This window comes from Halosimplex litoreum, assembly GCF_016065055.1.
Lineage (GTDB): Archaea > Halobacteriota > Halobacteria > Halobacteriales > Haloarculaceae > Halosimplex > Halosimplex litoreum.
Genome location: NZ_CP065856.1, coordinates 952,035 through 977,260, shown reverse-complemented (window position 1 = coordinate 977,260; position 25,226 = coordinate 952,035). Strand labels below are relative to the sequence as shown.

Genomic DNA, 25,226 nt, shown 5'->3' with positions numbered 1-25,226 from the left:
AGCGCTCGCCGCACCACTCAGTTCCGGCCGATATCGCGGAAGGTGTCGACGATCTCGTCGAAGTCCGGGTGTGACTCCTGCAGTTCGCGGCCGAGTTCCTCGGCCTCGCGCTTGCGGCGTTCGTACTCGTCGCTGTCGGCCAGCTCCGCGGGTGTCAGCTCCGATTCGAGCACTTCGAGCTTCGAGACGACGGAGAAGAACTCCTCCAGCTTCGGGTCGCTCGAGCGCCGGCTGTCGAGCTGCTGGTCGAGCGTGGTCAGCAGCGTCTCCGTCTCGATGGGCTTGGAGAGGTAGTCGTCGAAGTCCATCTCCAGGATGTTCAGCTGGGGGTCGACGGCGGTCGTCATCACGACGACGCAGTCGTACCCGCGGTCACGGATCTCCGCCAGCACGTCGTCGCCGTGGACGTCGGGCATCCGCCGGTCCAGCAGGACGGCGTCGACCGTCTCGTCCATCGATTCGAGTGCCTCACGCCCGCCGTACGCCACCCGCGTCTCGTATCGCTCGCGGATCTTCAGCGCGAGCACGTCCGCTACCTCCGTCTCGTCGTCCACGACGAGAACCGTCGGTCGACCGTCGACGCTCGATGACACTGCTCTACCACCGCTGAGGACTCCCCGCGTTTGACTCTGTTGGCCCGCTCGGACGAGCCAGCCCCCGGTGACCGACCGTCGACCACCGGCACGGCCACCGTGGCCGACAACGTTATGTGTGAACAAGTATCATGGTACGGTGGGATACCGATGTCACAGCATCCGGACTGGTTCCGTCGTGCGGACGCAGCGATACTTCAGCACCTCGTCGAGGAGCGGCCGACGTACCTGGCGCTCGTCGCGAACCGTCTCGGGATGCCGACAGACTACGCCCAGCGGCGGATGGACAGACTGGTCGAAGACGGGCTCGTCGAACCAGTGACCGAGGAGGTCGTCTACCGGATCACCGAACGCGGCGAACGGCGCCTGGCCGCCTACACCGAACGCGAGGGCGCACCCGGGCCGGGGCTCGTCGCCGGTAACTGAACGGAACTCGGCAGGCCTGCGGACCGTTCTCGCCGATCCCTTCGCCGTGAGTCACGGCGACGTGCGCCGTTCGTAGAGCACGAGCGCGACCATCGAGAGGGCGCTCTCCCCGTCGGCCTCGGTCGTGATCCGGACCGAGACGACCCCCGATTCGTCGTCCCACTCGTCCGTGTCGACGACCTCGGTCCTCACGGTGAGCTCGTCGCCGGGCCTGACGGGACGGCGCCAGCGCAGTTCGTCGACGCCCAGTGCGCCGCGGGTCGCCCCGTCGGCGAGGAACCCCTCGACGAGCAGTCGCATCGTCATCGCGGCGGTGTGCCAGCCGCTGGCGACCAGGCCGCCGAACGGGGAGTCAGCTGCCGCCTCGGGGTCGGTGTGGAACGGCTGGGGGTCGTAGCGCTCGGCGAAGTCGGTGACCTCCGCGGCGGTCACCTCGTAGCTGCCGTACTCGCCGGTGTCGCCGACGGTCAGATCTTCGAAATACTCCATCGCGCGGTCGTAGGCGCGGCCGGCTGAAAAGCCCACCAGTCGGCGCGCGCGGCTGGTTCGAAAGCGTTCGGGAAGGTATCGAGAGCGTCGCGAACGGTCGGTGTCGAACCCGACGGGGCGTTCCGTGGGTCAGGGCGCGAGCGCGCTGGTCGCGTTGCCGGCGGTGGCGTTGCCGGAATCGCCCGCGGCGCCGTTCTCGGCGAGCCAGCTGTCGAAGTCCTCCTGGCTACGGACCTCGACGGTGCCGAGCATCTGGGAGTGGCCGACGCCGCAGTACTCGGCGCAGTAGAGCTGGTGTTCACCGGTGTCGGTCGCCTCGGTGATCAGGTAGTTCGACTGGCCGGGGAAGGCGTCCTGTTTCAGGCCCATCGAGGGGACGTGGAACGCGTGCAGCCAGTCGGTCGACGTGATGTTCAACCGGACCGGTCTGTCGGACGGCAAAACGAGCGTGTTGGCGTTGGTCACGTCCGACTCGGGGTAGTAGAACTGCCAGTTGTACTTCTGGGCGGTCACCTGCACCTCCAGTGCCTCCTCCTCCTCGCCGTCGGTGACGGTATCGAGGTCCGTGTCGGGCGTGGCCGTGACGAACGGGTCGGCGAGCACCTGGTAGGAGGCGACGCCGACGAACAGCAGGATGATGGCCGTCGCGACGGTCCAGGTGATCTCCAGGCGGCGGTTCTCCTTGGTCGGGAGCGGCGACTCGTTGTTCCTGAACTTCCAGACCGTGTAGAAGAGGATCGCCTCCACGAGGATGGTGATCGGGACGGCGATGTACATGAGCTGGTTGTTCAGGTTCCAGATGAGCCGTTCCGTCGTCGTGTCGGCCGACTGGGCGGCGGCGGGCTCGATCGCCACCGCTGCCAGGGCGGCCGCAAACAGCGTCAGGAGTGCGACGCGCTTACCCTTCATTGAACGTGGCTTGGGATTGTCCGCATATTAACGTGCTGAATCCGACGCGGCGCTCGAACGACGCCAGCGTCCCCCGACGACTCCCTTTCCGAGCGTGTCCGGCCCGTTCGGACGGTCCGGCGCGGTCCGGACCTCTCGGCGCGGTCTCGCGGGGTCCGTGGGAGCGTGACCGTGGTCCACGGGCGCGCGTCGGTCGCGAAGCGCGAACACTAAGTGCGAACGCTCCAAAGTGCGAGTAACAGCGGATCCTCATGTTCAGTCGCACGCTCCGACCGTCGTTCCCGAGCCTGCTCGCAGCGACGGCGATGGGCGTCTACCTGCTCGTCGCCGCCGGGGCCACCGCGGCGGTCGCCGACGCCGCCCGTGCGTGTTCGTCGTGGCCGGTCTGTCGCGGCCCGGTCACGCTCGCCGACCCCGCACTGCTCGTCGCCTGGGGTCACCGCGTCGCGGCCCTGCTCGTGGGCGTCCTCGCTCTCACCACGGCCGTCGCTGCCGTTCGCGAGCGCGCGGCGATCCGCGGGCGCGTCCTCGTGGCGCTCGCGTTCGGTCTCGTCCTGTTCCCCGTGCAGGTCGCCATCGGCGCGGTCGTCGTCACCGGCGGCGCGGCCGCGCTCCCGACCGGTGCCCACCTGGTCGTCGGGATGGTCCTGTTCACCGCTCTGGTCGTCGCACTCGCCTGGGAACTCGAGCCCGAGACACTCGACGCACCCGAGGAGGGATGGGCCGTCGAACCCGGGGTAGACGAGGCTGCCACCGACGAGAGCGACGCGCCCGCGCCCGCCGAACCGACCACGGCACCCGCCGACCTCCCGCTCCGGACGCGCGTGACCGCCACCGCCTCGGCGTACTTCCGGCTGATGAAGCCGCGGCTGATGTGGTTGCTCTCGCTCGTCGCCGCCGCCGGGATGGCGCTGGCCTCGACCGGGGCGCCGGAACTGACGGTAGGGACGGTGGTCCTGACGCTGGGCGGTGGCGTCCTCGCCATCGGCGCCTCTGGAACCTTCAACCACGTCCTCGAACGCGAGAAGGACAAGAAGATGGACCGCACGTCCGATCGCCCCATCGCGACTCACCAGATCCCGGTCCGCCGGGCGGTCGCGTTCGGCCTGACCCTGGCCGTCGCCTCCCTGGCCGTGTTCGCCCAGCTGAACCCCCTGGCGGCCGCGCTCGGCCTCTCGGCGATCCTCTTCTACAGCGTCGTCTACACGCTCGTGCTCAAACCCAACACCGTCCAGAACACGGTCATCGGAGGCCTCGCCGGCGCGCTCCCGGCACTGATCGGTTGGGCCGCGGTCACCGGTGAGGTCGGCCTACCCGGTGCGGCGCTGGCGGGCGTCATCTTCCTCTGGACGCCGGCGCACTTCTACAATCTCGCGCTGGCGTACAAGGAAGACTACGCCAAAGGCGGGTTCCCGATGATGCCCGTCGTCCGCGGCGAGGCGGTCACTCGCAAGCACATCCTCTACTACCTGGCGGCGACGCTTGTCGGCGCGGTCGCGCTGGCGGAGCTGACGACGCTGGGGTGGGTGTACGCGGCGACGACCTGCGTCTTCGGCGGCGTCTTCCTCTGGGCGGTCCTCCGACTGCACCGCGAGCGCACCGAGTCGGCGGCGTTCCGCGCCTTCCACGCCTCTAACGCCTACCTCGGGACGCTGTTGATCGCAATCGTCGTCGACGCACTCGCGATCTGACCCATGGCTACCGTCGACACCACTTCCCTGACAGACCGGTTTCGCCCCGCCCGCAAGACGCTCCTGTGGGGCGCGTTGATCCTCAACACCGAGGTCATCCTCCTGCTCGCCTACGCCGCACTCGGCTCGGCCGAGTTGCTCTCGGCCAGCGGGGTGCGCCTGTGGGTCTACCCGTTCGTCTGGATCAACGCCTCGATCTGGGCGGTCGCGCGGACCGACGTCGCGTCCGCGTCGGGCCGTAACCGCGCCGGTGCCGCTGCCCTCGCCGTCGGCTACTTCGGCGTCCTCGCCTACACCGGCGGGCTCGTCGGCCCCGGCCACGACTCGCTCGGGCTCGGCGTCGCGCTGACGAGCCTGCCGCCTGGGTGGGCGCCCGCCGTCACCTACAACGGCATGGGGCTTTCGCTCGTGTTGATCCCCTACAAGCTGATCGGGTATCTCACTCTCGCGTACCTCGTGTACGCCACCGTCCTCGACGCCGCGGGGTCGGCCGTGACGGGCGTGCTCGGCTTGCTCTCCTGTGTCTCCTGTAGCTGGCCGGTGCTAGCCTCCATCGCCACCGGCGTCGTCGGCAGCGGATCGGGCATCGCAGCGGCGGTCTCGACCGGCTCGTACGGCCTCTCGACGGTCGTCTTCGTCGCCACCGTGGCGCTGCTGGTCTGGCGACCGTTCGGACGGGAGTGAGTAGTTCCGGTCGGTTTCCGTGCGAGTTGAGCAGTGATTTCTGGTGAACGAGTCGCGAAACGAAGTCGAGCGACAGCGACCGCACTTTCTGACGACAGCAAGCGACGAAAGCCCTCGACGCGCTCGTCTTGAAACGGATCGACCTCACGCGACAGCAAGCGACGAAAGCCCTCGCCGCGCTCGCGGTCGCTGACCGGGATATCCGCGCTCTCCGCACCACCCGCGCGGATAGTGCCCGCTCAGGCGACTCACGGCGCGAGCGCGCCTCGCCCTTTCAATCCGCCAGGGGCCCCAACCGCTCCGCACAGCACCGCAGACAGCCACACACCTCCCCAGCCGATTGCGCTCCGCGCGCCTGCGGCGTGCGGTGCTCATCCCTCGCGCGACTGTTTCGAGCGGCCCGCCATGAGGCGGGCACGCTCGACAGCACGCGCCAACCACACCGCTCAGTACATACCCTGTACCGACCGCTCCCGAACCGACACGCACGCATCTTTATCGCCGAGAGCCGCCTACGGTGGCCCATGACGACAGTCACGCTGACCTACTGTGTCCCCTGCGGCTTCCGCGAGCGAGCGCTGGACACCCAGGAAGCGATCCTCACGAGCCTGGAAGCTCAGATCGACCGCTTCGAACTCGTGATGGGCGACCACGGCGTCTTTCGCGTCGAAGCCGGCGACGAGGTCGTCTACGACAAGGAACGCGACACCTTCGATATCGACGCCGTCGTTCGCGACGTGCGCGCCGAATTATAATCGATACTTAAAACTTGCCCCGAACTACCGGGTCGGAAACTCGCCTCCGTCGTATAGGGTGTCGGGGTGTCTACGTCGAGATGCATGAGTCAAACCGAGTTCCCCGCCGGCGCGACGCGGTTCGTCGCGCTGCTGTGTGCGCTCGCCGTCGCCGCCGCGCTGGTCCCCGGTGCGGCGGTCGCAGTACCGTTCGCGAACGACGCTCCGGCCGCGGCCACGACCGCCTCCGGAGCCGGTCAGGTCGCCGATCAGACGGTCGGCGCCGACGTGGTCGTCGGACCCGACGAGACGATCTCTGACCTGCAGGTCGTCAGCGGTGACGTGGTCGTCCACGGGACCGTCGAGGGCGACGTGGACGCCGCGGCCGGGTCGGTCCGGATCACCGGCGAGGTGACCGACGACGTGGAGGCCGCCGCGGGCTCGGTCACCGTCGACGGCCGGGTCGGTGGTACCGTCGAAGCGGCTGCGGGCGCCGTCGAAGTCGGCCCCGACGGCGTCGTCGAGGGCGACGTGGACGCCGCGGCCGGCACGGTCACCGTCGCCGGGACGGTCGACGGCGACGTGACCGGGTCCGAGACCGTCCGTCTGGACGAAGGCGCGACGGTCCGCGGTGACGTGGCCTACGGCGAGACGCTCGACCGCGCCGAGGGCGCCGCGGTGGCCGGAACCGTGACCCACGACGAGAGCCTCGGATTCGACGGCCTCCAGTGGGGTATCACTCTCGGCGACCTCGACGACCTCGGAGCTGTCGAGATCCTTCCCGCTCCGTTCGTCAGCTTCGTCACCGCTCTGGCGGCGCTGGTCGTCGGCGCGCTCCTCCTGGTCGTCTTCCCCGACTTCTCGGGCGAGATGGTCGAGACGGTGACCGACCAGCCGGGCCGTTCGGTCGCCGCGGGCGTGGCGACGATGGTCGCGGTCCCGGTCGTCCTGCTGGCGGTGGCGCTGACTATCGTCGGGCTGCCGATGGCCTTCGCCGGCGGCGCCGTCTTCGCGTTGGCGGTCTGGATCGCGCTGGTCTACGGCGAGTTCCTCGTCGGGTCGCGCGTCCTCGACGCGGCCGACACGGACAACCGCTGGGCCGCGCTGGTCGTGGGCGTCGTCGGCGTCGAGCTGCTGGCACAGATCCCGCTGTTCGGCGAGGTCCTGACGTTCGCCGTCGTCCTCCTCGGCCTCGGCACCGGCGCGCTCACGATCGCCGCCCGTCGCCGCGGCGGTGACGACGGGAGCGCCGAGACGCCGCCGGACCCCTCCCCCAGCGCGGTCTGACGACCCCTCCACTGCCCCCGAGTTCCCCTTGCCGTTCGGCCCTCCACTCCGCCGCCGTTCGGCCCTCCATTCGAACGCCGCCGCCCTCGTCCGCTCTCGGCCGTCGAGTCGCGCCCCGGAACCGAACCGCCTTTGCGCTGCGCTGCCGTCGATTCGCCTATGACAGCGACGCTCGTCGCCGAGGACGTGCGCCGGTCCTACGGGGAGATGGAGGCCCTCGCCGGCGTCTCTCTCTCGGTCGACGCGGGGGAGGTGTTCGGGCTGGTCGGTCCCAACGGCGCGGGCAAGACGACGCTCGTCCGCGCGCTGACCGGGACGACCGACGCCGAGGGCTCGGTCGAACTGTTCGGCGCCGACCCCCGCGACGTGGACCGCGAGCGCGTCGGCCTGCTCCCACAGGCGTTCGACCCACCCGCACGGCTCACCGCTCGCGAACTGCTCGACTACTACGCCGGCCTCTACGACGAGGCCCGCGACGTCGACGCGGTCCTCTCGGACGTAGGGCTGGCCGACGACGCCGACACCTGGTACGAGAACCTCTCGGGCGGCCAGCAACGGCGGACCTGCGTCGGCTCGGCGCTGGTCAACGACCCGGATCTCCTCTTTCTCGACGAGCCCACGACCGGTATCGACCCCGCCGGTCGCCGCGCGCTGTGGGACCTCCTCGAATCGCTCGCCGACGGCGGGACGACCATCGTCCTCACCACGCACGACATGGCCGAGGCCCACCGGCTGGCCGACCGCGTCGGGCTACTCGCGAACGGGCGACTCGTCGCCGCCGACGACCCCGACACGCTGGTCGCGGAGTACGGCGGCGAGAGCCGACTCGTCGTCGAGACGGCCGCCGACCCCGCCGCGCTCGATCTCGGCTATCCCGCCCAGCGAGCGGGCGACTCGCTCGTCGTCTCCGACGTGGCACCCGAGGCTATCGGCGACGTGGTCGACGCACTCGCGGCGGCGGGCGCCAGCTACGACGCCCTCACCTGGTCGGAGCCCGACCTGGAAGACGTCTACCTCGAACTCGCCGACGAACGCGGCACCTACGACGCCGGCCGGCGGAAGCGCGCGTCGGTCGCGGGCGACGCGCCCCAGGCGGACACCGACGGCGCCGCTGCGGAGGGTGACCGATGAGCCGGATCGGCCGAGTGACCGCGTCGGTCCGCGCGGGTTGGCAGTCGTTCCTGCGGCGGCGTACGGCCGTCTTCTTCACGTTCCTCTTCCCGCTGCTCATCGTCGTCATCTTCGGCGCGCTGGTCCAGACCCAGGCGGGCAGCGGCGGGCTGTTCACCGAGCCGGCGGTCTACTACGTCCCGGGCTATCTCGCCGTCGTCGTACTGTTCACGCCGCTGTCGCGGGTCGGCAGCGAGGTGGCGCGCCACCGCGAGGGCAACCGCTTCGAGAAGCTCGCGACGACGCCGCTCACGCGGTCGGAGTGGCTGCTCGCACAGACGCTCGTCAACGTCGTCGTCATCGGACTCGCCGCGCTCATGTTGCTGGCGCTCGTCGTCGCACTGACCGGCGCCGCGATCCCGATCTCGGCGACCTCGGTCGGTCTGCTCGTCGCCTACGTCGTCGTCGGCGTCGCGCTGTTTTGCGGGATCGGCGCGATCATCGGCGCGACTGCCGACTCCCAGGACGGCGTCATCGCGACGAGCAACACCATCGCGCTCCCCCTGCTGTTCCTCTCGGAGACGTTCGTCCCGCTGGACCTCCTCCCCGGCTGGTTCGAGCCGGCGACGTTGCTGTCGCCGCTGACGTACTTCGCCCGCGGCGTCCGCGCGACGACCGACGGCGGCGCGGTCCCACCGACCGGCCCGCTCGCGCCGCAACTGGGCTACCTGCTCGTCCTCGTCGCGCTCGCCGCGGTGTTCGTCGCCGTCGGCGCGCTCGTGCTCCCGCGGACCGACTGACCCGTCTGCGCCGGGCGTCTCACCCGGCGCCGTCGCTCTCGGACCCGGCGCCGTCTCCGGTCCCGGAGTCGTCGACTGCGCCGCCCCCAACGGGCGGTCCCTGGCCGAACGCGCCACCCGCGCTGTCCCCGCCGGCTTCGACCGGTCGCTGCCCCGAGGCCCGCTGTCCGGCGCTCTCTCGTCCGGTGCCCGCCGGTCCACCGCTCGGTTGGTCGGGCCGAGCGTCTCCCCGTCCGGCGCTCTCGTCCGGCAGCTCCTCGCGACGTTCGATGGTGACGATACCTTCGCCGGCGGTGTACTCGTAGAGCGTCCACTTCGGGACCGCGAGGACGCCGTTCATCTTGCGGACCCGGATCTGCTTCGTCAGCGACCCCGCGACGAGATCCTCGCCGAGATTCAGCTCGACGATGCCGTCGACCACGTAGTTCAGGTCGTGGGGGAACTGCTGGTTCGCACCGGTGACGGTCGCGCCGGCGTACATGGGGACGAACCGGCTCTTGCATACTTCCGCGCGCACGTCTCTGAGGAATTCGTACGCCTGGACCGGCTGGACGAGCGACCCGAACTCGGTCAGCGAGTCGATGACGACGACCCCCTGGTCTTCCATCGCCCGGGTTTCGAGGACGTCGTCGAGGCGGTTGTGGAGTTCGCCCAGTTCCGTGGGGTCTCGCACCTGCGTGGTCGCGTCGGCGGCCGTCTCCGAGAGGAAGGCGTTCCAGTCGTTGAGCCGCTCGTACATCCGCTCGCGGTTCTCGAGCCGGTAGGTGAAACAGTCGAGGATCTGTAGCTGTCCCGACTCCAGATAGGGGAGGACGTTCCAGTCCAGGGTGACGAACTGCTGGACGACGGACATCGGCGGCTCCAGGAAGGAGACGAACACGGCGGGTTCACCCCGTCGGAGCGCGCGCCAGACCAGTTCGGCCTGGATCGCCTCGGTACGCGTGCCCGCCAGGTCCGTCAGGAGGACGAACGAGTTGCGTGGGATCCCCTGCGGGAGGCTCTCGTCGAGCGGGTCCACACCCGTGGGGACCCGTCTGAATCCGTGGTACTGCGTGGACACCCTGTCGGCGTCGCTGGCGGCGTCCCGACAGGCCACACAGCAGTAGTCGTACGACTGGTCGCCGTGCTCGGCGGTGACCGGTTGCCCCGGGATCGGGAGCCGACAGAAGTCACAGCGGCCGTGACCGCCGGACCGTTCGCCCGATCCGGCGTGTGGCGCTGACCCCCGTTCCCCGGCGTCGCCCATCGGGTCCACCGTCGGTCGGTCGGCGTCCTCTGCCATGGTGTACGATAGCACGTCCGAGGGGAAAACGCTGCGGGGCGCGTGTGCGAACCGCGAGCGGATCAGTCGCTCCACTCGCCGGAATCGCCAGCGACGGATCGGAGCGAACGGAGCGACGGCCCGACCGCGAGCAGGAGCGCCGCCTCGTGACCGCGAGGAACCCAGCCGTAGACGTGGTTGAGCATGACGTAGGTGACGATGCCGAGGAAGAGGCTCAGCGACCACGCGGCGACGGCGATCCGGCCGACGCGGGCGTGAGACGTGTCGCGCAACTCGCTGGGGCTGTGGGTCAGCCCGAGGACGACGGCGTAGAGGACGACCGGGACGGCCACCGCCGACAGGACGATGTGGACCGCGAGCATCACGAGGTAGGCGTAGTAGACGGCGCCCTCGGCGAGGATCGACTTCTCGAAGCCCCCGCCGACCTTCAGCAGGTACATCACGAGGAAGATCATGATCAGCGAAAAGGCCGTCAGCATCGCCCGTCGGTGTTTCGCGACCTCGCCGCGCTTGATGTAGCGGACCCCGACGAGGATCGAGACCAGCGCCAGCGAGTTGACGACGGCGATGGCGTCTCCGAGGAAGATGACCAGATCGTCGCTAATCTTCGGGAACGGCGCGTACGGTGTGAACGCACCGAGGACGAGCACGTATCCGATCACCGAGAGGACGGCGGTGACCCGGCGCGGGTTCGCCCGCGCCCGCGACTGCAGGGAGTCGGCGACTGCCATACCGGATCTCTGGACGCCGTCGGTATACCCGCTTCGAAATCGCGGGTGGCCCCACGCTGGTGTTCTCGAGCGTTCGCTCCCGTGGCTCACGCAAAAATCACCGCAAACGTGAAACGGGAATCGGTCCAACGAAGGGGCATGAGCGCAGAACAGGGCCAACGGCAGATCCGCTGTCTCGTCGCCAAGGTCGGACTCGACGGACACGACCGGGGCGCACACGTCATCGCGCGGGCGCTTCGGGACGCGGGGTTCGAGGTCATCTACTCGGGCTTGCACCGCTCGCCCGACGAGGTCGTCCAGGCGGCGGTCCAGGAGGACGTGGACGTGCTCGGCATCTCTATCCTCTCGGGCGCGCACAACACGCTCGTCCCGAAGATCACGGACGGACTCGAGGAGTACGGCGCCCGCGAGGACACGCTGGTACTGGTCGGCGGGATCATCCCGGACGACGACGAAGGTCGGCTGCGGGAGGCGGGCGTCGCCGAGATCTTCGGCCCCGGCGCGTCGATGGACGAGATGGTCGAGTACATCCGGGCGAACGCGCCCGAGCGACGATGACGAGCGGGGACTCCGATAGCGTATCCGAAGCCGCCGACGACCTCGACCCTCTGATCGCGGATCTCCTCGACGGGAACCACCGGGCGCTGGCACGGACGATCACGAAGATCGAGAACCGCGCGCCCGGCTATCGGGACCTGGTCTCGCAGTTGCACGCCCACACCGGCGACGCCGACGTGATCGGGATCACCGGCAGCCCCGGTGCGGGCAAGTCGACGCTGGTCGACAAGCTCGCGGCGACTTACCGCGAGGCCGGCCTCACCGTCGGCGTCATCGCCATCGACCCCGCCTCGCCCTTCACCGGCGGCGCGGTGCTGGGCGACCGGATCCGCATGGCATCGAACGTCGGCGACATGGACGTGTTCTTCCGGTCGATGTCCGCCCGCGGGACGCTCGGCGGGCTCTCGACGGCGACGACGGACGCGGTGAAGGCGCTGGACGCCTTCGGCAAGGACAAGGTCATCGTCGAGACCGTGGGGGCGGGGCAGAACGAGGTCGACGTCGTCCGGACGGCGGACACGGTGGTCGTGCTGGTCCCGCCCGGCAGCGGCGACGACGTACAGATGCTCAAAGCGGGTATCCTGGAGATCGCCGACCTGTTCGTCGTCAACAAGGCCGACCTCGACGGCGCCGACCGCACCGTCAGCGAACTCCGGGAGATGCTCCAGTTACGTGACGGCGACGTCGAGGTCGGTGGCCACCACGGCTTCGCCGAGCCCAGCGTCGACGCGGGCGGCGACTCCGCTCCGGCGTCGGGGACCGTGGACGGGGGTGACGGCCCGGCCGCCGAGCCCTGGGACCCGCCGATCGTCGAGACGGTCGCCGACCGCGGCGAGGGGATCGACGACCTGATCGCGGCGATGGACGACCACCGGACGTATCTGGTCGAGTCGGGTCAACTGGCGGCGACGGCTCGGACGCGCTACGCCGAGGAGATCCGGACGCTCCTCCGCGAGGACGTCCGCGAGTTGCTCGCCGCGGAGATCGACGCCCGCGGCGGGCTCGACGAACACGTCGACGCGGTGGTGCGCCGCGAGACCGACCCCTACGCGGTCGCCGAGGAGCTGCTCGAACCGCTCGCCGACTGCGTGGCCGAACGGCGCGAGCGGGACTGACACGTCGGGCGGGCTGTCCGCTGAACATCACTTATAAGCGGCCGAGGCCCCAACGGACGGATATGAAACTACGAACAGTCGTCGGTGCGACGCTCGGTGCAGTCGGCGCGGCGGCCGTGACCAACCGGGTGCTCGATCGGCGGGTCGGGGAACTCGGCCCGCCGCTCGCGGGCGACGCCGGCACCTACCGCTGGCGCGGGTTCGACGTGGCCTACACCGAGGCCGGCGACCCCGACGACCAGGACCTCGTGCTCCTCCACGGCATCAACGCCGCGGCGACCAGCAACGAGTGGCGCATGGTCTTCGAGACCCTCGCCGAGGACTACCACGTCGTCGCGCCGGATCTGCCGGGCTTCGGGCGCTCGGATCGCCCGCCGCTGACCTACTCGGCGTCGCTGTACACGACCTTCGTCCGCGACTTCCTCACCGACACGAGCGAAGACGCCGTCGTCGTCGCGTCGTCGCTGACCGGCGCGTACGCCGCCGACGCCGCCCGCGACGTGGACGTCTCGCGGCTCGTCCTGGTCTGCCCCACCGCCGACACGGTTCCGGGCCAGCGCGTCTGGCTCCGCTCGCTGATCCGCACGCCCGTCGTCGGACAGGCGATCTACAACGGGATCGCCAGCGAGCGCTCGATCCGCTACTTCCACGACGACCACGGCTACCACGACACGTCGAAGCTCAACGAGGAGACGGTCCGCTACGAGTGGGAGAGCGCCCACCAGCCGGGCGCGCGGTTCGCGCCAGCCTCGTTCGTCAGCGGCCACCTCGACCCGGACATCGACCTGCCGGAACTCCTCGGGGACCTGAACGTCCCGATCACGCTCGTCTGGGGTACGGAAACGGAGATGCCGCCGCTGTCGACCGGCCGCGAACTCGCCGAGGCCGCAGACGTGGAACTCGTCTCGATCGGCGACTCCGAACTCCTCCCGCACGTCGAACATCCCGCCGAGTTCCTCGACGTGGTCCGCGGCGAACCCGTCGAGTCGAACGCCTGACCGACGGCGACCACCGCCGCACCGCGACCGACCGCTATCGCGGCCGGAAGACGACCGCGCGGTCGCCGGTGGTCTCCCGTTCGCCCGCCTCGATCCCGACCGGCATCCCGACCTCGACCTCGTCGGGGTCGACGCCGCGGAGTAGACCGGTGACGCGGACGGGACCGTAGTCGACGATCGCGGTGACGTAGGGCGTGTCGGCGCTGAACTGCGGCGTCGCGACCGACACCTCGGTATAGGTCGCCACCTCGCCCGCCTCGGCCAGCGGCGTCTCGGTGAGGTCGCGGCTCCCGCAGTCGGGACACACCCGCCGCGGCGGGAGCCAGCCGTGGCCGTTCTCGCACTCGACGTAGTACCCCTCCCCGTCCTCGACCGCGTCCAGCCAGTCGTCGAAGGCGCCGTCTCTCGCGTTGTCGCTCATTCTCGGACCTCCAGAACGTGGACGGTCGCGCTCGCGACGGTCCCGCCGGCGTTGTGCGCGACGCCGACGCTCGCGTCGCTCACGTCGTCGGACCACGTGGACTCGCCCGTCAGCACCTTCGCTAGCGAGACGATCTGGGCGACGCCGGTCGCCCCGACGGGGTGTCCCTTCGCCTTCAGGCCGCCCGAGAGGTTGACCGGTGTCTCACCCGTCGCGTGGGTCTTCCCGTCCCGTGCGGCGCCGATCCCCTCGCCGGGCTCGTAGAGCCCTAGCGACTCGATCGCGAGCACTTCCGCGATAGTGAAACAGTCGTGGACCTCGGCGATATCGACGTCGTCGGAGTCGATATCGGCGTCTCCGTAGGCTTCGTCGGCGGCCTCGCTCGCGGCGGGAGAGCGCGCGAGAGTCTCGCGGTCGTGGAGCGCGAGGTTGTCGCCGCCCTGACCGGTGCCGGTGATCGCGACCGGCGCGTCGAGGTCGTGTTCGGCGGCGTAGTCGGCGCTGGTCAGGACGACGGCGCTGGCGCCGTCGGTGATCGGGCACGCGTCGTACAGCCCGAGCGGGTCGGCGACCATCGGCGCTCCCAGTGCGTCCTCGACGGTGATCTCCGTGCGGAGCTGGGCGTACTCGTTGGGCAGCGCGTGGTCGTGGTTCTTGACGGCGACGGCGGCGAGATCCTCGCGGGACCCGCCGAACTCCCGGAAGTACGCCCGGGCCATCAGCGCGTAAGCGCCGGGGAAGGTCATCCCCGCGCGGATCTCGTAGAGGTCGTCGGCGGCGATCGAGAGGGCGTCGGTCGCGCCCGCGGTGCCGATGTTGGTCATCCGTTCGGCACCGCCGACGAGGATCACGTCGGCCTCGCCCGACCGCAGGTGTCTGACCGCTTCGCGGACGGCCGCGCCGCTGGAGGCGCAGGCGGCCTCGTAGCGTGTCGCCGGAACGTCGAGGCCGACGGCCTCGGCCATCAGCGGGGCCTGGTGGCCCTGGTGCTCGGCGAGCTCGCCCATGAAGTTACCGTAGAACAGCGCTTCGACGTCGTCGGGGTCGACACCCGCGTCGTCGAGCGCGGCCAGTCCGGCCTCCGCGAACAGGTCCCGACCCGTCCGCTCGGAGTGCTCCCCGAAGTGGGTCAACCCGACGCCGGTGACACGTGGGTGGCTCATCGACTACCAGTAGGAACTCCAGCCGGTAAAAGTCGCGCGTTAATTCGTGAACCGATCGCACGATCGGTTTGCGGGCTGGCGGTCTGTGCTACCGTGTGACCGGCCGATCGTGGTGTCCCGACCCTGTCTTCTCACTCGGCGACCCGCTCGAGGTGGCCGTCGTGGAGCCAGGCCCGGTAGGCGCCGGCGAGTCCGCGTGGGTCCCGCAGGCGGAGGAGGACGTGTGGACCCCCGCCCGGGAGCATCACGTCGGCGGTCCGTAGCGGCTCGTCCGGCAGACCGCCGTTCTCGCGACGGTCGCCCGCCAGCGGGTCGAACGCGGCGCCGAACTCCGGGGTGTGTCCGGCCTGGTGGACTCGAACGACAGTGGGTGCCCGCGGGGTGACGTACACGTCGTTTCCGAGGGTGTACCCCCGCAGGAACCGCGATCCGACCCACAGCCGGAGCCCACGGAGCAGCGACCCCTCGGCCGGGCCGGCGTCGATCGACCCCGCCGGACCGTGATGGGCGTCGAACCCACGGAGGTAGTCGGGCCAGGACCGTTCGTGTTCGATCACGGCCGGGGCCTCGGCCGACCCGTCGGCCGCGGGAGGGTCGCTCTCTGCACTCGGCGAGCGACCGGTCGGCACTACGGGCGCGCGAGCCCCGACGACCCAGTTCCAACCGGCGACGACCGGGACTGCCAACAGACCGACCGCCGTCAGCAGGAGCGTGCGAATGGGGTTACCTGTCATACCGACTACCGCTCGTGTGTCCAGTATATGTCTTTTGGAATGGTGTACGTATCGATACGTTTGCCGGGGTGCGGTCGCCGTCCGCGGGTCGGTCCCCTCGGTCGTCGGGCCTACATCCCCATGTCGTCGGCCGCCTCGGGCACCGGCAGGTCGTGTTGGGCCACGCCGAGCAGTTCGGCGGCGTGGTCGAGTGCCATGTCGAACCCGTAGTAGCGTTCGAGTTCGTCGCCGTCGGCGGTCGGCCGGACTTTCAACATGGCGTAGCCTTCGACGTTCTGGCCGACGGCCGCTGTCGCCCCGTCGCGCTCGAAGGTCAACAGGCGCTCGGTCTCGGTCTCCTCGTAGCGGGCGGTGATCCCCTCGCTCGTCGCGGTCGAGTCGGTCATCGTCGAGTCTGAGGGCCGGTGGTAGTCGTAGGCTTCGATCGCCGGTCGTCCAGACGGCCCCCGGCGCGGCCGCTCGCCGGGAACCGCAAGAGTCGAACCGCGGCGCCGCCACAGTCGGAGCATGACCAAGTGGCTCCAGAGCGGCCGTCGCCGGGATATCTGCATCATCCTCGCCGGCGAGGGACCGCTCCACGGCCAGGCGCTCAAATCGCGGTTGGAATCCCACTACGACGGGCGGATCGAACCGAAGTCGTTCTACGGCGCGCTGGACACGCTCGTCGACAACGGCCATCTCGAACTCCGGGAGTCCGGCATCCACGACGAGTACGCGCTGACCGACGCCGGCCGGCGGATGGTCGACGAGCAGTTCGCGTGGATGGCCGAGCACGTCGAGGGGGCGTAGTCCGGCCCCCGAACCGTCCGCCCCTCGGCGACTACGATTCCCGGGTCACTACCACGAGCTGATTCGGTCGGCTCGGAGGATCCAGCGAACGGCTCCCGGTCGCGTCGACCGTCGCCTCGTCCGTCCACGCGGCCGACTCGGCGTCGAGCGTCCGGAGCCGGTACGGCCCCGCTTCAAGTTCGAGCGTGGCTTCGCCGCCGTCGGGGAAGTACACGACGTATGCCTCGCCCGGATCGGCGGCGCAGTACGCCTCGTCGGGAGCGACGTCACCCAGCAGATCCTCTCGCGGGACCAGAGCGGGAAGATCGGCGACCGCTTCGACCGCGCGAACCGAGCGGATCTGCGCCAGCGCTCGTTCGCTCCCGCCGATCCCCCACCCCTCGTCGCCCTCGGCGACCCGACGGTGGAACCGACAGGCGGCGCACCCGCCGAGGACGTTCCGCCAGAACCACCGCACCGCCTGGTCGGCGTCCCCAGCGGCCTCCTTGCCGCCGTCGAAGCCACCGTAGATCTTCACGTTGTTGAACGGACGCGGGCCGAGAGCGTCCTCGACCTCCGCCCGCCAGGTCTGGAGGTCGTCCCAGTGGTTCTGCCCGTCAGCGCCCGCGAAGTGCTGGTTGTGCTGAGAGACCTCGACGTAGGAGAACGCCTCGGGGTGCTCGACGACCTTCCGGACGGAGTCCTCGGGACTCATGTTCATGTTGGTGACCTCGACGTCGACGCCGCGCTCGTCGGCCCGCTCCAGCACGTGTTCGGCCCAGTGCAGTTCCCACTCGATCCCCGCCCATCCCTCGTTGGTGACGTTGTAGAGGACGTGTCCGTGGTCGAGCGTGTGGTCGAGGATCCGGTCGACGAACCGCTCTTGGTGAGCGAGCACGGGGTCGTTGCCCTCCTCGACGGTGCGGAAGAAGGCGATGCGGTCCTGCCAGTGGTCGCCGCCGGTCGGAGGCAGCGACCCCTCGGGGAGCGTGTCGTTGTTGACCGGGTTCCAGGCGTGGGACTCCCATCTGTCGCCGGCGAGGTCGTGCTGGTCCCAGAGCGTCAACTCGACGACGACGTCCCGTTCGGCGGTCGCGTCGAGGAACGCGTCGAGACGGTCCCAGTACTCGTCGTTCCACCGTTCGAGGTCGTACGTGCCGCCGTCGCTCCGCTCGAACGGGGACACGTCCGCGCCCTTGCGGTCGGACATCGTGTTGCGGACGAAGTTCCCGCCGGCGTCGACCAGGTCGTCGAGGTGCTCGTGCAGCCGGTCGCCGGTCCACTGGAAGAGGTTGTCCTTGTCTGTCCCCCCGAGGAGCAGCGTCGGTCCGTCGCCGTCCGACCAGTACCACGGGTTCTCGGGACTCGGCTCGATCCGCTCTGTCATACCCCGCTCGTCGAGGGTGACCGACATAAGTCGCCCGCTGGCGCACAGCCTCGCCGAGATAGCACGCTTTTATCCGCGGCGACCCGACCTCCGGTATGGTCACCAGGGACGCCACGTGGGCCTACCGCGAGGAGTTCGGCGACGAGTTCGCCCGCACGTACTTCCGGCGGTTCGGCGAGGGCGTCGTCTCCAGCGTCGGCGTCGGCACCTACCTCGGCGACCCGACCGACGAAGCCGACGACGCCTACCGCCAGGCGGTCGTCGAGGCGCTCGAATCGGGGGTCAACGTCGTCGACACGGCGATCAACTACCGCAACCAGCGCAGCGAGCGCGTCGTCGGCGAGGCCATCGAAGCGGCCGACGTCGACCGCGAAGCCGTCCTCGTCGCGACGAAGGGCGGGTTCGTCCCCTTCGACGGCGAGCGCCCCGAGAACCCGGGTCGGTGGATCCGCGAGCAGTACGTCGACACCGGGATCGCCGACGCAGACGACCTCGTGGCGGGCCAACACTGCATCGCGCCCGACTACGTCGACGACCAGCTCGACCGCTCGCTGGAGAATCTCGACCTCGACACGATCGACCTGTACTACGTCCACAATCCCGAGACCCAGCTCGCAGAGCGCTCTCCCGAGGCGGTGTACGACCAGCTCGAAGACACGTTCGCCCGGCTGGAGGAGCGAGCCGCCGAGGGCGACATCCGCCAGTACGGCGTGGCGACGTGGGAGGCGCTACGCGTGCCGGCCGACGACGACAGCTACCTCTCGCTGGCCGAGATCGTCTCGCGGGCGCGGGCGGCGGCCAAACGGGCCGAAACCGCGGCGACGCACTTCCGGGCGGTGCAGTTGCCGTTCAACGTCGTGATGGCCGACGCCTTCACCGTCGAGGCCCAGGAGGGCTCGGGGGGCGCACAGTCGACGCTGTGGTTCGCCCACGACGCGGGCCTGAACGTCTTCACGAGCGCGTCGCTGGCCCAAGGTCGACTCGCAGCGGCGGGCCTGCCCGCGGACGTGGCCGAGCGGGTCGAGGGCGAGACGAGCGCCCAGAAGGCCATCAACTTCGCACGGAGCGCGCCGGGCGTGACGTGTTCGCTGGTCGGGATGGGGTCACCGACCCACGTCGCGGAGAACGTCGCTGCGGGGACCTACCCGCCGCTCGGGGCCGATTCGTTCGACGCCGTCTTCGAGTGAACGCCACAGAAGGGCGACTGTCGGTGGTGCTACGGCGAGGCCGATGCGGCGATCAGCCCACCTTCTTCCACTTGCTGCCACACTCCGGGCAGACCCGGACGGTGCCGAGCTCGTCGGGGTCGTTCTCGGTCCCCAGCTCCTCGCCGCACTCGCTACAGGCGAGGCGCTCGTAGACGTCTTTCTCGATCTCGCCCGAGCGTAGCCCCTTCCGGACCGATTTCATAAGCCGGAGTACGACACCGACTCTGAAAAACCCCATGCATAGATCCCACACACCCGGTCCCGACGCGGGCTGTCGAAATCCGGCCGAGACCCGGACGGCTCCGCCGAGTTCGCAACGCTTGAAGGGGTGCGGACGAATCCGGTGGTGTGACGCGCCGCCAGCTGTTCGGGTCGCTGTGTGCGATGGTGTTCGTCGTCAACCTCGGCCGGGTCGTCTTCGCGCCGCTACTGGACCCGCTCCGAGCGGCGCTGACCGTCGACGCCGCGGCCGTCGGTCTGCTCGCGTCGCTCGTCTGGGTCGGCAGCGCCGTCCCGCGCATCCCCACGGGCTACCTGCTCACGCGGGTCCCCCGCCACTACGTCGTCTTCGCGACGGGCGCGACGCTGACCGGAGCGACCGCGCTGGCGAGTATCGCTCCCGGTATTCGCGCGCTCCAGGCCGCCGCGCTCCTGATGGGTGCGGCCGGCGGCGCGTACTTCATCGCCGCGAACCCGCTGGTCAGCGAGCTGTTCCCGTCGCGGGTCGGCGCCGCCCTCGGCGTCCACGGGACCGCCGCCCAGCTCGCGGCCGTCGGCGCACCGCTGTTCGTCACCGCCGTCCTCGCGCGCGGGCAGTGGCCGCTGACCTTCCAGATCATGGCTGCGATCACCGCCGTCGCCACCGTCCTATTCACCGTCGCGGCCTGGCGAACCGACCTGCCCGCGGCGGGGACCGAGGACCGCCACCTCCTCGTCGCGGTCCGCGAGCAGTGGCGGCTGATCCTCGCGGGCGTCGTCATGCTCGGCGCCACGGGCTTCGTCTGGCAAGGGGTGTTCAACTTCTATCCGACCTACCTCGCGGAGACGAAGTCCCTCTCGGAGTCGACTGCTCGGACGGTTCTCTCGGTCGTCTTCGGCGCGGGCGTTCCCGCGATGGCGCTGTCGGGCCGGCTGGCCGACCGCCTCGACATCCTCCGGTACATCCTCGCGCTGCTCTCCGGGTTCGTCGTCGTCGTCCTCGTACTCACGGTCGTTTCGGGTCTCGTCCCGGTGGTCGCCGTCAGCCTCGTCCTCGGGTACGTGATCCACAGCCTGTTCCCGGCCATGGACACCTATCTCCTCGGGTCCCTGCCCGATCGACACCGGGCGAGCGCCTACGCCGCCTACTCGGGGACGATGATGTTCGTCCAGGCCGGCGGCTCCTACGCCGTCGGGTTCCTCCGAGACGCCCGCGTGCCGTTCGACGGTATCTTCCGCGCGTTCGCCGGCGGCCTCGTCGTCGTCCTGCTCGCACTCCTCGTCGCTCATCGACTGGGGCGGCTGCCACGGGGTGGCCGCGCTTGAGTAGCCCTGGACCGCACGACTGCGAGGGGCTATCGGCCTCACGTTCGCCGGAATGGCGGGGTATTTGAGAGTCGAGTCACTAGCCGGGTTCGATGGAGTACGTCCAGGAGCGGGTGGCGACGCTACACGATTTCGACGGCGCGGCTCCCGAGGCGCCGGTCGACCGCGCGACGGTCGTCGTGCCGCTGACCGACCGCGACCACGCCAGCCTCGCCGCCGAGCGCGTCCTCTCGACGCTCGGCGCGGTGGACCCCGAGTCGGTCCTCGTCGCGCTGCGAGCCGACGAGGGGAAGCTAGAGGCCGTCCGCGAGTGGGTCGACTCGCTGGACGTCGACGCCGACATCCTCTGGTGTAACGCGCCGACCGTTCGCGACCTGCTGAGCGAGCACGGTCACAACGGCGAGGCCGGGAAGGGCCGAGACGTGTGGCTCGCCCTCGGCGTCGCCGCCGCCCGCAGCGACCTCGTCGCCGTCCACGACGCCGACGCGACCACCTACGGCCCCCAGCACGTCCCTCGTCTCCTCTTCCCGCTCGCCCGCGACTACGAGTTCGTCAAGGGCTACTACGCCCGCGTCGAGAACGGCCGACTCTACGGTCGTCTCTGTCGGCTGTTCTACGAGCCCGCCGTCGCTGCCCTCGCCGAGAGCCACGACGACCCCCTGGTCGACTACCTGGGCGCCTTCCGCTACGCGCTCGCCGGCGAGTTCGCCGCCACGAGCGACCTGATACGCCAGCTCCGCCCGCCTCGCGGCTGGGGGCTGGAGGTCGCGACGCTCGGCGACGCGTTCCGAACGGCGGGGTTCGAGGGGACCGCACAGGTCGACCTGGGCATCCACGAGCACGACCACCGCGCCGTCAGCGGCCGCGGCGGGCTCTCGGACATGGCCGACGAGGTCGCCGCCGCCCTCTTCTCCGCGCTCGACGACGGCGGCGTCGCCGTCGACTACGACGCCCTCCGCGAGCGGTACCGGACGGCCGCCCGCCGCTTGGTCGACCAGTACGCCACCGACGCCGCGTTCAACGGCCTCGACTACGATTCGGCCGACGAGCGCCGCCAGGTCGACGCCTACGCCGAGTCGGTCCGACCGCCCGAATCCGACGACCGACTGCCCGCCTGGGGCGAGACCGACCTCGACCCCGAGGCCGTCCGCGCGGCCTCCAGCGACGCGCTCGACGAGGCGACCGACCGCTGAGTGGCTGCGTTCGGGCACATCGAAATCGGCGCGCTTTGTGACTACTGACCTCGGCGCGCGCTGTCGCGCGCTCTCGTGCGCGCGACGACATCGTGCGAGGGATGAGCGACGACAGGAGCGAATCGGTTGGGGAGGCTTGTGGCCGGTTGCGGTCGCTGTGCGATGCGGTCGCGGTGCCGTACTGTGCGGTCGCGGTTCCTGGTGGACTGAACGGGCGAGACACGCTCGCGCCGGGAGTCGTCTGAGCGACCGCTATCCGCGTGGGCCGTGCGGAGAGCGCGGATATGTCGCTCAGCGACCGCGAGCGAGTCGAGGGCGTTCGTCGCTTGCTGTCCCCAGCGGTCGTCGATACTGTTAGCGAGCGAGTCGAGGGCGTTCGTCGCTTGCTGTCCCCAGCGGTCGTCGATACTGTTAGCGAGCGAGTCGAGGGCGTTCGTCGCTTGCTGTCCCCAGCGGTCGTCGATACTGTTAGCGAGCGAGTCGAGGGCGTTCGTCGCTTGCTGTCCCCAGCGGTCGTCGATACTGTTAGCGAGCGAGTCGAGGGCGTTCGTCGCTTGCTGTCCCCAGCGGTCGTCGATACTGTTAGCGAGCGAGTCGAGGGCGTTCGTCGCTTGCTGTCCCCAGCGGTCGTCGATACTGTTAGCGAGCGAGTCGAGGGCGTTCGTCGTCCGTTATCGCTCGCGGTCGATCCGCCCAGTGAACATCGAGACCTCACAAAAATTGCTAGATCTCGCCGGCCATGGCGTCGAACAGTCGGTCGACGAACTCCTCCCGATCCAGACCGTCGCCGGGGCCCAGGCCTTCCATGTGCTCGACGGAGAGCTGACCGCCGCCCATGCGGGCGTGGCCGCCGGCGTTGGCCATGGGGATCTCGTCGACGACGGCGCGCAGTGTCTTGCCCATGTGGACCCGGTCGTCCCGGGAGCGGCCCGAGAGATGCAGCGTATCGTCTTTCTGGCCCATGACGACGACGGCGGTGACGCCCTCCAGCTGACTCAACTCGTCGGCGGCCTGGGGGATGGCGTCGGCGTTGGAGACGTCGCCCACGTCGGCGACGGCGAAGGCGTTGCGCACGTGGCGTTCGTTGATCGCGCGGGCCTTCACCTCCAGCACTTCCGCGTCGACCTGGGGGTTGGCGATGCGGTCGAGGCGGTCCTCGTCGATGCCCTCGTAGAGGTAGGCCGACGCCTCGAACTCTGCGGCGGAACAGCCCTTCGTGAGGTGCTTGGTGTCGGACTGGATACCGTAGAGCAAACCGGTAGCGGTGTCGGAGGGGAGGACTCGTTCGTCCTCGTCTCCGTGCTCTTCCTCGTCTTCGGGGGTGACGGGCTCCCAGCCTTGCTGTTCGAGGTACTCGGCGAGGATGCTGGCGCAGGAGCCGTGATCGGGGCGCACGTCGGTGAACGCCGAGCCGGTGCCGTCGCCGGGGTGGTGGTCGACGACGGCGAACGGGTCGACGGAGTCGGCGCCGGCGAACCCGCGGGGCTCGTTGTGGTCGACGAGGACCACGTCGTCGGCGAGGAGGTCGCCAGCGGTGTCGACGCGGTCGAACTCCAGGTCGAGGACGGTCTCGAAGGCGCGGTTCTCCTGGTGGCGGATCTGGCCGGAGTACTGGAGATGGGCGTCGACGTCGGCCGCTTCGGCGAACTCGCCGACGGCGAGCGCCGAGGCCATCGCGTCGGGATCCGGATTAGGGTGCATCAGGACCGAGACCTCGTCACGACCGGCGAGGTGGCCGACGAACTCGGCACCCGGCGGCCGACGCAGGCGTCGGATCCCCCACCAGAGCGCGACCAGGACAGCGAGCAAGCCGACGACGGCGGCCGCCAGGACGAGCGGGTCCTGTTCGGCGACCGCCGCGGCGGCGTCCGCGGGCGCGACCGCCCCGACGCCACCCGCGGCTGCGTGTGGCATACCCGGGCTGTCGCCTTCGAGGGTCAAGTAGTTTCTCACTGTCTTACTCCTCGCCGATATGCCGAAATTCACCGTCGAAAACCGCTTTGACGTCGATTTAGACGTCGTGTCTTGTACACATATCTGCCGAAGATCACGTTCGCTCGAACTCAGGTCGTCCCGTCGTCGGCCGCGAGATAGCCGTCGACAGCCGCTCGATACCCCTCCCGGTAGGTCGGGAACGCGAACTCGTACTCCAGTCCGCGCAGCCGCTGGTTCGAGACGCGCTTGCTCGTCCGCAGTCGCCGCTCGACGGTCTCCGAGAGGTCCTCGGCGGCGAGGCGAGCCTCGATCGTTCGCTTGGGCGGCTCGGGCTCGCAACACTGCTCGGCCAGCCAGTCCGCGAACTCCCACTTGGCGACGGGTTCGTCGTCGACGACGTTGACTGCCTCGCCGCGGGCCAGGTCCGATTCGAGGAGGTAGCCCACCGCGCCGGCGGCGTCGTCGCGGTGGACCATGTTCAGGTACCCCTCGGTCACCGGTCCCTCGACGTACCGTTCCAGTCGATAGCGGTCCGGGCCGTACAGTCCAGCGTACCGAGCGACCGTCCCGTCGACACCGTACTCTGCGGGCCGCTCGACGGCGATCCGCTCGGCTTCGGCCAGTACCTCGGTCTTTGCCGTCGTCGGTTCGATCGGCGTCCCCTCGTCGACCCACTCGCCGTCGTGGTCGCCGTATACGCCGGTGCTCGACGTGTACACGAACCGGTCGGGCGCGTCCTCGCGGTCACAGAAGTGGTCGACGGCGGTCTGCAGCCCCTCGACGTACACCTCGCGGGCGGCCTCGGCGCCGCGACCGCCGCTACTCGCCGCGAAGACGACGGCCTCGGCGTCGGGCACCGCTGTCAGCGCCTCCTCGTCGGTCACGTCCGCTCGCACACCCGCGAACCCGGCCGACTCGATCGCCTCGACGCCCGAGTCCGAGCGGCGGACGCCGACGGCGTCGTGGCCCGCGTTCGTCAGCTGTCGACCCAGTTCGATCCCGACGTAGCCACAACCGAGGATAGCGACGCGCATTATCGGGTTTCGAGGAACTGGTGGATCGCCGCGTACTCCGCGAGCGTGATCGGATACCGTCCCTCCACCTTCTGTTGGATCTCCTTGGGGTCCATCTCGTCGTCCAGCCCGGCAGCGACGGCGTCGACGTCGACGACCGCCGTGGTCATCCCCATCAGGAGGATGTCCAGCGCCTCCAGCTCGATCGTCTCGCCGTCCGGACGGTCGGGGTCGGCGGCCAGCACCGACGCGGCCGCCTCGAGCGTCAGTTCTGGCTGGTCACCGGCGGCGATCGACCCGACGACCTCCCGGTCGACGCCCGACCGCGTGACGACCGTGTCGACTCCCACCGACTCGACCGTCTCGGCCAGTACTTCGCCGTACGCTTGCCGTACCTCCTCGGGCGACTGCTCGCCCGCCGACTCGAACTCGCCTCTGAGCATACCCGCCTTTCGCGGTCGGCCTACAAGTCA

At 69.7% G+C, this 25,226-nt stretch carries 28 protein-coding genes; 14 read left to right on the top strand and 14 right to left on the bottom strand.

Going from position 1 to position 25,226, the window contains the following annotated elements:
• Positions 1 to 17 precede the first annotated feature (17 nt).
• A complete protein-coding gene (locus I7X12_RS04785) occupies positions 18 to 593 on the bottom strand; it encodes a response regulator transcription factor (protein WP_198062728.1) in 576 nt (191 codons plus the stop codon).
• Positions 594 to 743: 150 nt separating this feature from the next.
• On the opposite strand from I7X12_RS04785, the gene I7X12_RS04780 reads away from it, so the two are divergent.
• Complete coding sequence (locus tag I7X12_RS04780) at positions 744 to 1,019, top strand: hypothetical protein (RefSeq protein WP_198062727.1); 276 nt, start codon at positions 744 to 746, stop codon at positions 1,017 to 1,019.
• A 51-nt stretch (positions 1,020 to 1,070) separates the two neighbouring features.
• On the opposite strand, the gene I7X12_RS04775 is transcribed toward I7X12_RS04780, so the two are convergent.
• Together I7X12_RS04775 and coxB are read right to left on the bottom strand one after the other, a co-directional pair.
• Positions 1,071 to 1,508, bottom strand: a complete 438-nt coding sequence (locus tag I7X12_RS04775) for a MaoC family dehydratase (protein ID WP_198062726.1) — start codon at positions 1,506 to 1,508, stop codon at positions 1,071 to 1,073.
• A gap of 129 nt (positions 1,509 to 1,637) precedes the next feature.
• Positions 1,638 to 2,417, bottom strand: coding sequence for a cytochrome c oxidase subunit II (coxB, locus tag I7X12_RS04770; RefSeq protein WP_198062725.1), 780 nt, complete (start codon positions 2,415 to 2,417; stop codon positions 1,638 to 1,640).
• Between the two features lie 251 nt (positions 2,418 to 2,668).
• On the opposite strand from coxB, the gene I7X12_RS04765 reads away from it, so the two are divergent.
• From I7X12_RS04765 to I7X12_RS04740, 6 genes are all read left to right on the top strand, one after another.
• Positions 2,669 to 4,108: a heme o synthase gene (locus I7X12_RS04765; protein ID WP_198062724.1), complete on the top strand. Its 1,440-nt coding sequence runs from the start codon at positions 2,669 to 2,671 to the stop codon at positions 4,106 to 4,108.
• A gap of 3 nt (positions 4,109 to 4,111) precedes the next feature.
• Entirely contained in the window at positions 4,112 to 4,792 is a 681-nt protein-coding gene (locus I7X12_RS04760; protein WP_198062723.1) for a DUF7546 family protein, read from the top strand.
• A 524-nt stretch (positions 4,793 to 5,316) separates the two neighbouring features.
• Entirely contained in the window at positions 5,317 to 5,547 is a 231-nt protein-coding gene (locus I7X12_RS04755) for an Rdx family protein (RefSeq protein WP_198062722.1), read from the top strand.
• Between the two features lie 84 nt (positions 5,548 to 5,631).
• Complete coding sequence (locus I7X12_RS04750; protein WP_198062721.1) at positions 5,632 to 6,813, top strand: bactofilin family protein; 1,182 nt, start codon at positions 5,632 to 5,634, stop codon at positions 6,811 to 6,813.
• Between the two features lie 159 nt (positions 6,814 to 6,972).
• Complete coding sequence (locus tag I7X12_RS04745; RefSeq protein ID WP_198062720.1) at positions 6,973 to 7,944, top strand: ABC transporter ATP-binding protein; 972 nt, start codon at positions 6,973 to 6,975, stop codon at positions 7,942 to 7,944.
• On the top strand, positions 7,941 to 8,723 hold the full coding sequence (locus tag I7X12_RS04740; RefSeq protein WP_198062719.1) for an ABC transporter permease: 783 nt from the start codon (positions 7,941 to 7,943) through the stop codon (positions 8,721 to 8,723). The genes I7X12_RS04745 and I7X12_RS04740 overlap by 4 nt, the downstream gene beginning before the upstream one ends.
• 19 nt (positions 8,724 to 8,742) lie before the next feature.
• Here the strand turns inward: I7X12_RS04740 and I7X12_RS04735 are convergent, their stop codons facing one another.
• Together I7X12_RS04735 and I7X12_RS04730 are read right to left on the bottom strand one after the other, a co-directional pair.
• Complete coding sequence (locus I7X12_RS04735; protein ID WP_232343033.1) at positions 8,743 to 10,005, bottom strand: ATPase domain-containing protein; 1,263 nt, start codon at positions 10,003 to 10,005, stop codon at positions 8,743 to 8,745.
• A 62-nt stretch (positions 10,006 to 10,067) separates the two neighbouring features.
• Entirely contained in the window at positions 10,068 to 10,736 is a 669-nt protein-coding gene (locus I7X12_RS04730; RefSeq protein ID WP_198062718.1) for a DUF420 domain-containing protein, read from the bottom strand.
• A gap of 138 nt (positions 10,737 to 10,874) precedes the next feature.
• On the opposite strand from I7X12_RS04730, the gene I7X12_RS04725 reads away from it, so the two are divergent.
• From I7X12_RS04725 to I7X12_RS04715, 3 genes are all read left to right on the top strand, one after another.
• Positions 10,875 to 11,294: a cobalamin B12-binding domain-containing protein gene (locus I7X12_RS04725; protein WP_198062717.1), complete on the top strand. Its 420-nt coding sequence runs from the start codon at positions 10,875 to 10,877 to the stop codon at positions 11,292 to 11,294.
• Entirely contained in the window at positions 11,291 to 12,409 is a 1,119-nt protein-coding gene (meaB, locus tag I7X12_RS04720; protein WP_198062716.1) for a methylmalonyl Co-A mutase-associated GTPase MeaB, read from the top strand. Before I7X12_RS04725 ends, meaB begins: the two co-directional genes overlap by 4 nt.
• 62 nt (positions 12,410 to 12,471) lie before the next feature.
• On the top strand, positions 12,472 to 13,407 hold the full coding sequence (locus I7X12_RS04715; RefSeq protein ID WP_198062715.1) for an alpha/beta fold hydrolase: 936 nt from the start codon (positions 12,472 to 12,474) through the stop codon (positions 13,405 to 13,407).
• Between the two features lie 34 nt (positions 13,408 to 13,441).
• Here I7X12_RS04715 and I7X12_RS04710 read toward each other — a convergent pair whose 3' ends face one another.
• The 4 genes from I7X12_RS04710 to I7X12_RS04695 form a co-directional block, all read right to left on the bottom strand.
• The gene (locus I7X12_RS04710) at positions 13,442 to 13,828 is read right to left on the bottom strand and encodes a Zn-ribbon domain-containing OB-fold protein (protein ID WP_198062714.1); all 387 of its coding nucleotides are present in this window, start codon (positions 13,826 to 13,828) and stop codon (positions 13,442 to 13,444) included.
• Positions 13,825 to 14,991, bottom strand: coding sequence for a thiolase domain-containing protein (locus I7X12_RS04705; RefSeq protein WP_198062713.1), 1,167 nt, complete (start codon positions 14,989 to 14,991; stop codon positions 13,825 to 13,827). Before I7X12_RS04705 ends, I7X12_RS04710 begins: the two co-directional genes overlap by 4 nt.
• 131 nt (positions 14,992 to 15,122) lie before the next feature.
• Positions 15,123 to 15,725, bottom strand: a complete 603-nt coding sequence (locus I7X12_RS04700) for a hypothetical protein (protein ID WP_198062712.1) — start codon at positions 15,723 to 15,725, stop codon at positions 15,123 to 15,125.
• 110 nt (positions 15,726 to 15,835) lie between these two features.
• Positions 15,836 to 16,111 carry a DUF7111 family protein gene (locus I7X12_RS04695; protein WP_198062711.1) on the bottom strand — a complete coding sequence of 92 codons (276 nt, stop codon included), beginning with the start codon at positions 16,109 to 16,111 and terminating at the stop codon, positions 15,836 to 15,838.
• A gap of 121 nt (positions 16,112 to 16,232) precedes the next feature.
• Between I7X12_RS04695 and I7X12_RS04690 the strand changes: the two genes are divergently transcribed.
• Positions 16,233 to 16,514 carry a PadR family transcriptional regulator gene (locus I7X12_RS04690; RefSeq protein WP_198062710.1) on the top strand — a complete coding sequence of 94 codons (282 nt, stop codon included), beginning with the start codon at positions 16,233 to 16,235 and terminating at the stop codon, positions 16,512 to 16,514.
• A gap of 31 nt (positions 16,515 to 16,545) precedes the next feature.
• Here I7X12_RS04690 and I7X12_RS04685 read toward each other — a convergent pair whose 3' ends face one another.
• Positions 16,546 to 17,880 carry a DUF6298 domain-containing protein gene (locus I7X12_RS04685; RefSeq protein WP_198062709.1) on the bottom strand — a complete coding sequence of 445 codons (1,335 nt, stop codon included), beginning with the start codon at positions 17,878 to 17,880 and terminating at the stop codon, positions 16,546 to 16,548.
• Positions 17,881 to 17,975: 95 nt separating this feature from the next.
• Here I7X12_RS04685 and I7X12_RS04680 point away from each other — a divergent pair, with 95 nt between their 5' ends.
• Positions 17,976 to 19,067, top strand: a complete 1,092-nt coding sequence (locus I7X12_RS04680) for an aldo/keto reductase (RefSeq protein WP_198062708.1) — start codon at positions 17,976 to 17,978, stop codon at positions 19,065 to 19,067.
• Between the two features lie 52 nt (positions 19,068 to 19,119).
• Here the strand turns inward: I7X12_RS04680 and I7X12_RS04675 are convergent, their stop codons facing one another.
• Positions 19,120 to 19,290 (bottom strand): HVO_0758 family zinc finger protein, encoded by a 171-nt coding sequence (locus I7X12_RS04675; RefSeq protein ID WP_198062707.1) that lies wholly within the window; start codon positions 19,288 to 19,290, stop codon positions 19,120 to 19,122.
• A 146-nt stretch (positions 19,291 to 19,436) separates the two neighbouring features.
• Here I7X12_RS04675 and I7X12_RS04670 point away from each other — a divergent pair, with 146 nt between their 5' ends.
• Both I7X12_RS04670 and I7X12_RS04665 read left to right on the top strand, forming a co-directional pair.
• Positions 19,437 to 20,612: an MFS transporter gene (locus tag I7X12_RS04670; RefSeq protein ID WP_198062706.1), complete on the top strand. Its 1,176-nt coding sequence runs from the start codon at positions 19,437 to 19,439 to the stop codon at positions 20,610 to 20,612.
• A gap of 92 nt (positions 20,613 to 20,704) precedes the next feature.
• A complete protein-coding gene (locus I7X12_RS04665; RefSeq protein WP_198062705.1) occupies positions 20,705 to 21,805 on the top strand; it encodes a glycosyltransferase family protein in 1,101 nt (366 codons plus the stop codon).
• Positions 21,806 to 22,528: 723 nt separating this feature from the next.
• On the opposite strand, the gene I7X12_RS04660 is transcribed toward I7X12_RS04665, so the two are convergent.
• The 3 genes from I7X12_RS04660 to I7X12_RS04650 form a co-directional block, all read right to left on the bottom strand.
• Entirely contained in the window at positions 22,529 to 23,719 is a 1,191-nt protein-coding gene (locus I7X12_RS04660) for a DHH family phosphoesterase (protein ID WP_198062704.1), read from the bottom strand.
• Between the two features lie 149 nt (positions 23,720 to 23,868).
• Entirely contained in the window at positions 23,869 to 24,774 is a 906-nt protein-coding gene (locus tag I7X12_RS04655) for an SDR family oxidoreductase (protein ID WP_198062703.1), read from the bottom strand.
• Complete coding sequence (locus tag I7X12_RS04650) at positions 24,774 to 25,196, bottom strand: DUF5791 family protein (RefSeq protein ID WP_198062702.1); 423 nt, start codon at positions 25,194 to 25,196, stop codon at positions 24,774 to 24,776. The genes I7X12_RS04655 and I7X12_RS04650 overlap by 1 nt, the downstream gene beginning before the upstream one ends.
• Between the last annotated feature and the right edge of the window lie 30 nt (positions 25,197 to 25,226).

Bases quoted from the DNA above. Each gene is read 5' to 3' on its own strand.
- I7X12_RS04780 (WP_198062727.1), top strand. From the start codon at position 744: ATGTCACAGCATCCGGACTGGTTCCGTCGTGCGGACGCAGCGATACTT.
- I7X12_RS04755 (WP_198062722.1), top strand. From the start codon at position 5,317: ATGACGACAGTCACGCTGACCTACTGTGTCCCCTGCGGCTTCCGCGAG.
- meaB (WP_198062716.1), top strand. From the start codon at position 11,291: ATGACGAGCGGGGACTCCGATAGCGTATCCGAAGCCGCCGACGACCTC.
- I7X12_RS04730 (WP_198062718.1), bottom strand. From the start codon at position 10,736: ATGGCAGTCGCCGACTCCCTGCAGTCGCGGGCGCGGGCGAACCCGCGC.
- I7X12_RS04765 (WP_198062724.1), top strand. From the start codon at position 2,669: ATGTTCAGTCGCACGCTCCGACCGTCGTTCCCGAGCCTGCTCGCAGCG.
- I7X12_RS04685 (WP_198062709.1), bottom strand. From the start codon at position 17,880: ATGACAGAGCGGATCGAGCCGAGTCCCGAGAACCCGTGGTACTGGTCG.
- I7X12_RS04745 (WP_198062720.1), top strand. From the start codon at position 6,973: ATGACAGCGACGCTCGTCGCCGAGGACGTGCGCCGGTCCTACGGGGAG.
- I7X12_RS04760 (WP_198062723.1), top strand. From the start codon at position 4,112: ATGGCTACCGTCGACACCACTTCCCTGACAGACCGGTTTCGCCCCGCC.
- I7X12_RS04725 (WP_198062717.1), top strand. From the start codon at position 10,875: ATGAGCGCAGAACAGGGCCAACGGCAGATCCGCTGTCTCGTCGCCAAG.
- I7X12_RS04695 (WP_198062711.1), bottom strand. From the start codon at position 16,111: ATGACCGACTCGACCGCGACGAGCGAGGGGATCACCGCCCGCTACGAG.
- I7X12_RS04690 (WP_198062710.1), top strand. From the start codon at position 16,233: ATGACCAAGTGGCTCCAGAGCGGCCGTCGCCGGGATATCTGCATCATC.
- I7X12_RS04650 (WP_198062702.1), bottom strand. From the start codon at position 25,196: ATGCTCAGAGGCGAGTTCGAGTCGGCGGGCGAGCAGTCGCCCGAGGAG.
- I7X12_RS04740 (WP_198062719.1), top strand. From the start codon at position 7,941: ATGAGCCGGATCGGCCGAGTGACCGCGTCGGTCCGCGCGGGTTGGCAG.
- I7X12_RS04750 (WP_198062721.1), top strand. From the start codon at position 5,632: ATGAGTCAAACCGAGTTCCCCGCCGGCGCGACGCGGTTCGTCGCGCTG.
- I7X12_RS04665 (WP_198062705.1), top strand. From the start codon at position 20,705: ATGGAGTACGTCCAGGAGCGGGTGGCGACGCTACACGATTTCGACGGC.
- I7X12_RS04680 (WP_198062708.1), top strand. From the start codon at position 17,976: ATGGTCACCAGGGACGCCACGTGGGCCTACCGCGAGGAGTTCGGCGAC.
- coxB (WP_198062725.1), bottom strand. From the start codon at position 2,417: ATGAAGGGTAAGCGCGTCGCACTCCTGACGCTGTTTGCGGCCGCCCTG.
- I7X12_RS04675 (WP_198062707.1), bottom strand. From the start codon at position 19,290: ATGAAATCGGTCCGGAAGGGGCTACGCTCGGGCGAGATCGAGAAAGAC.
- I7X12_RS04775 (WP_198062726.1), bottom strand. From the start codon at position 1,508: ATGGAGTATTTCGAAGATCTGACCGTCGGCGACACCGGCGAGTACGGC.
- I7X12_RS04655 (WP_198062703.1), bottom strand. From the start codon at position 24,774: ATGCGCGTCGCTATCCTCGGTTGTGGCTACGTCGGGATCGAACTGGGT.
- I7X12_RS04660 (WP_198062704.1), bottom strand. From the start codon at position 23,719: ATGCCACACGCAGCCGCGGGTGGCGTCGGGGCGGTCGCGCCCGCGGAC.
- I7X12_RS04705 (WP_198062713.1), bottom strand. From the start codon at position 14,991: ATGAGCCACCCACGTGTCACCGGCGTCGGGTTGACCCACTTCGGGGAG.
- I7X12_RS04735 (WP_232343033.1), bottom strand. From the start codon at position 10,005: ATGGCAGAGGACGCCGACCGACCGACGGTGGACCCGATGGGCGACGCC.
- I7X12_RS04700 (WP_198062712.1), bottom strand. From the start codon at position 15,725: ATGACAGGTAACCCCATTCGCACGCTCCTGCTGACGGCGGTCGGTCTG.
- I7X12_RS04710 (WP_198062714.1), bottom strand. From the start codon at position 13,828: ATGAGCGACAACGCGAGAGACGGCGCCTTCGACGACTGGCTGGACGCG.
- I7X12_RS04715 (WP_198062715.1), top strand. From the start codon at position 12,472: ATGAAACTACGAACAGTCGTCGGTGCGACGCTCGGTGCAGTCGGCGCG.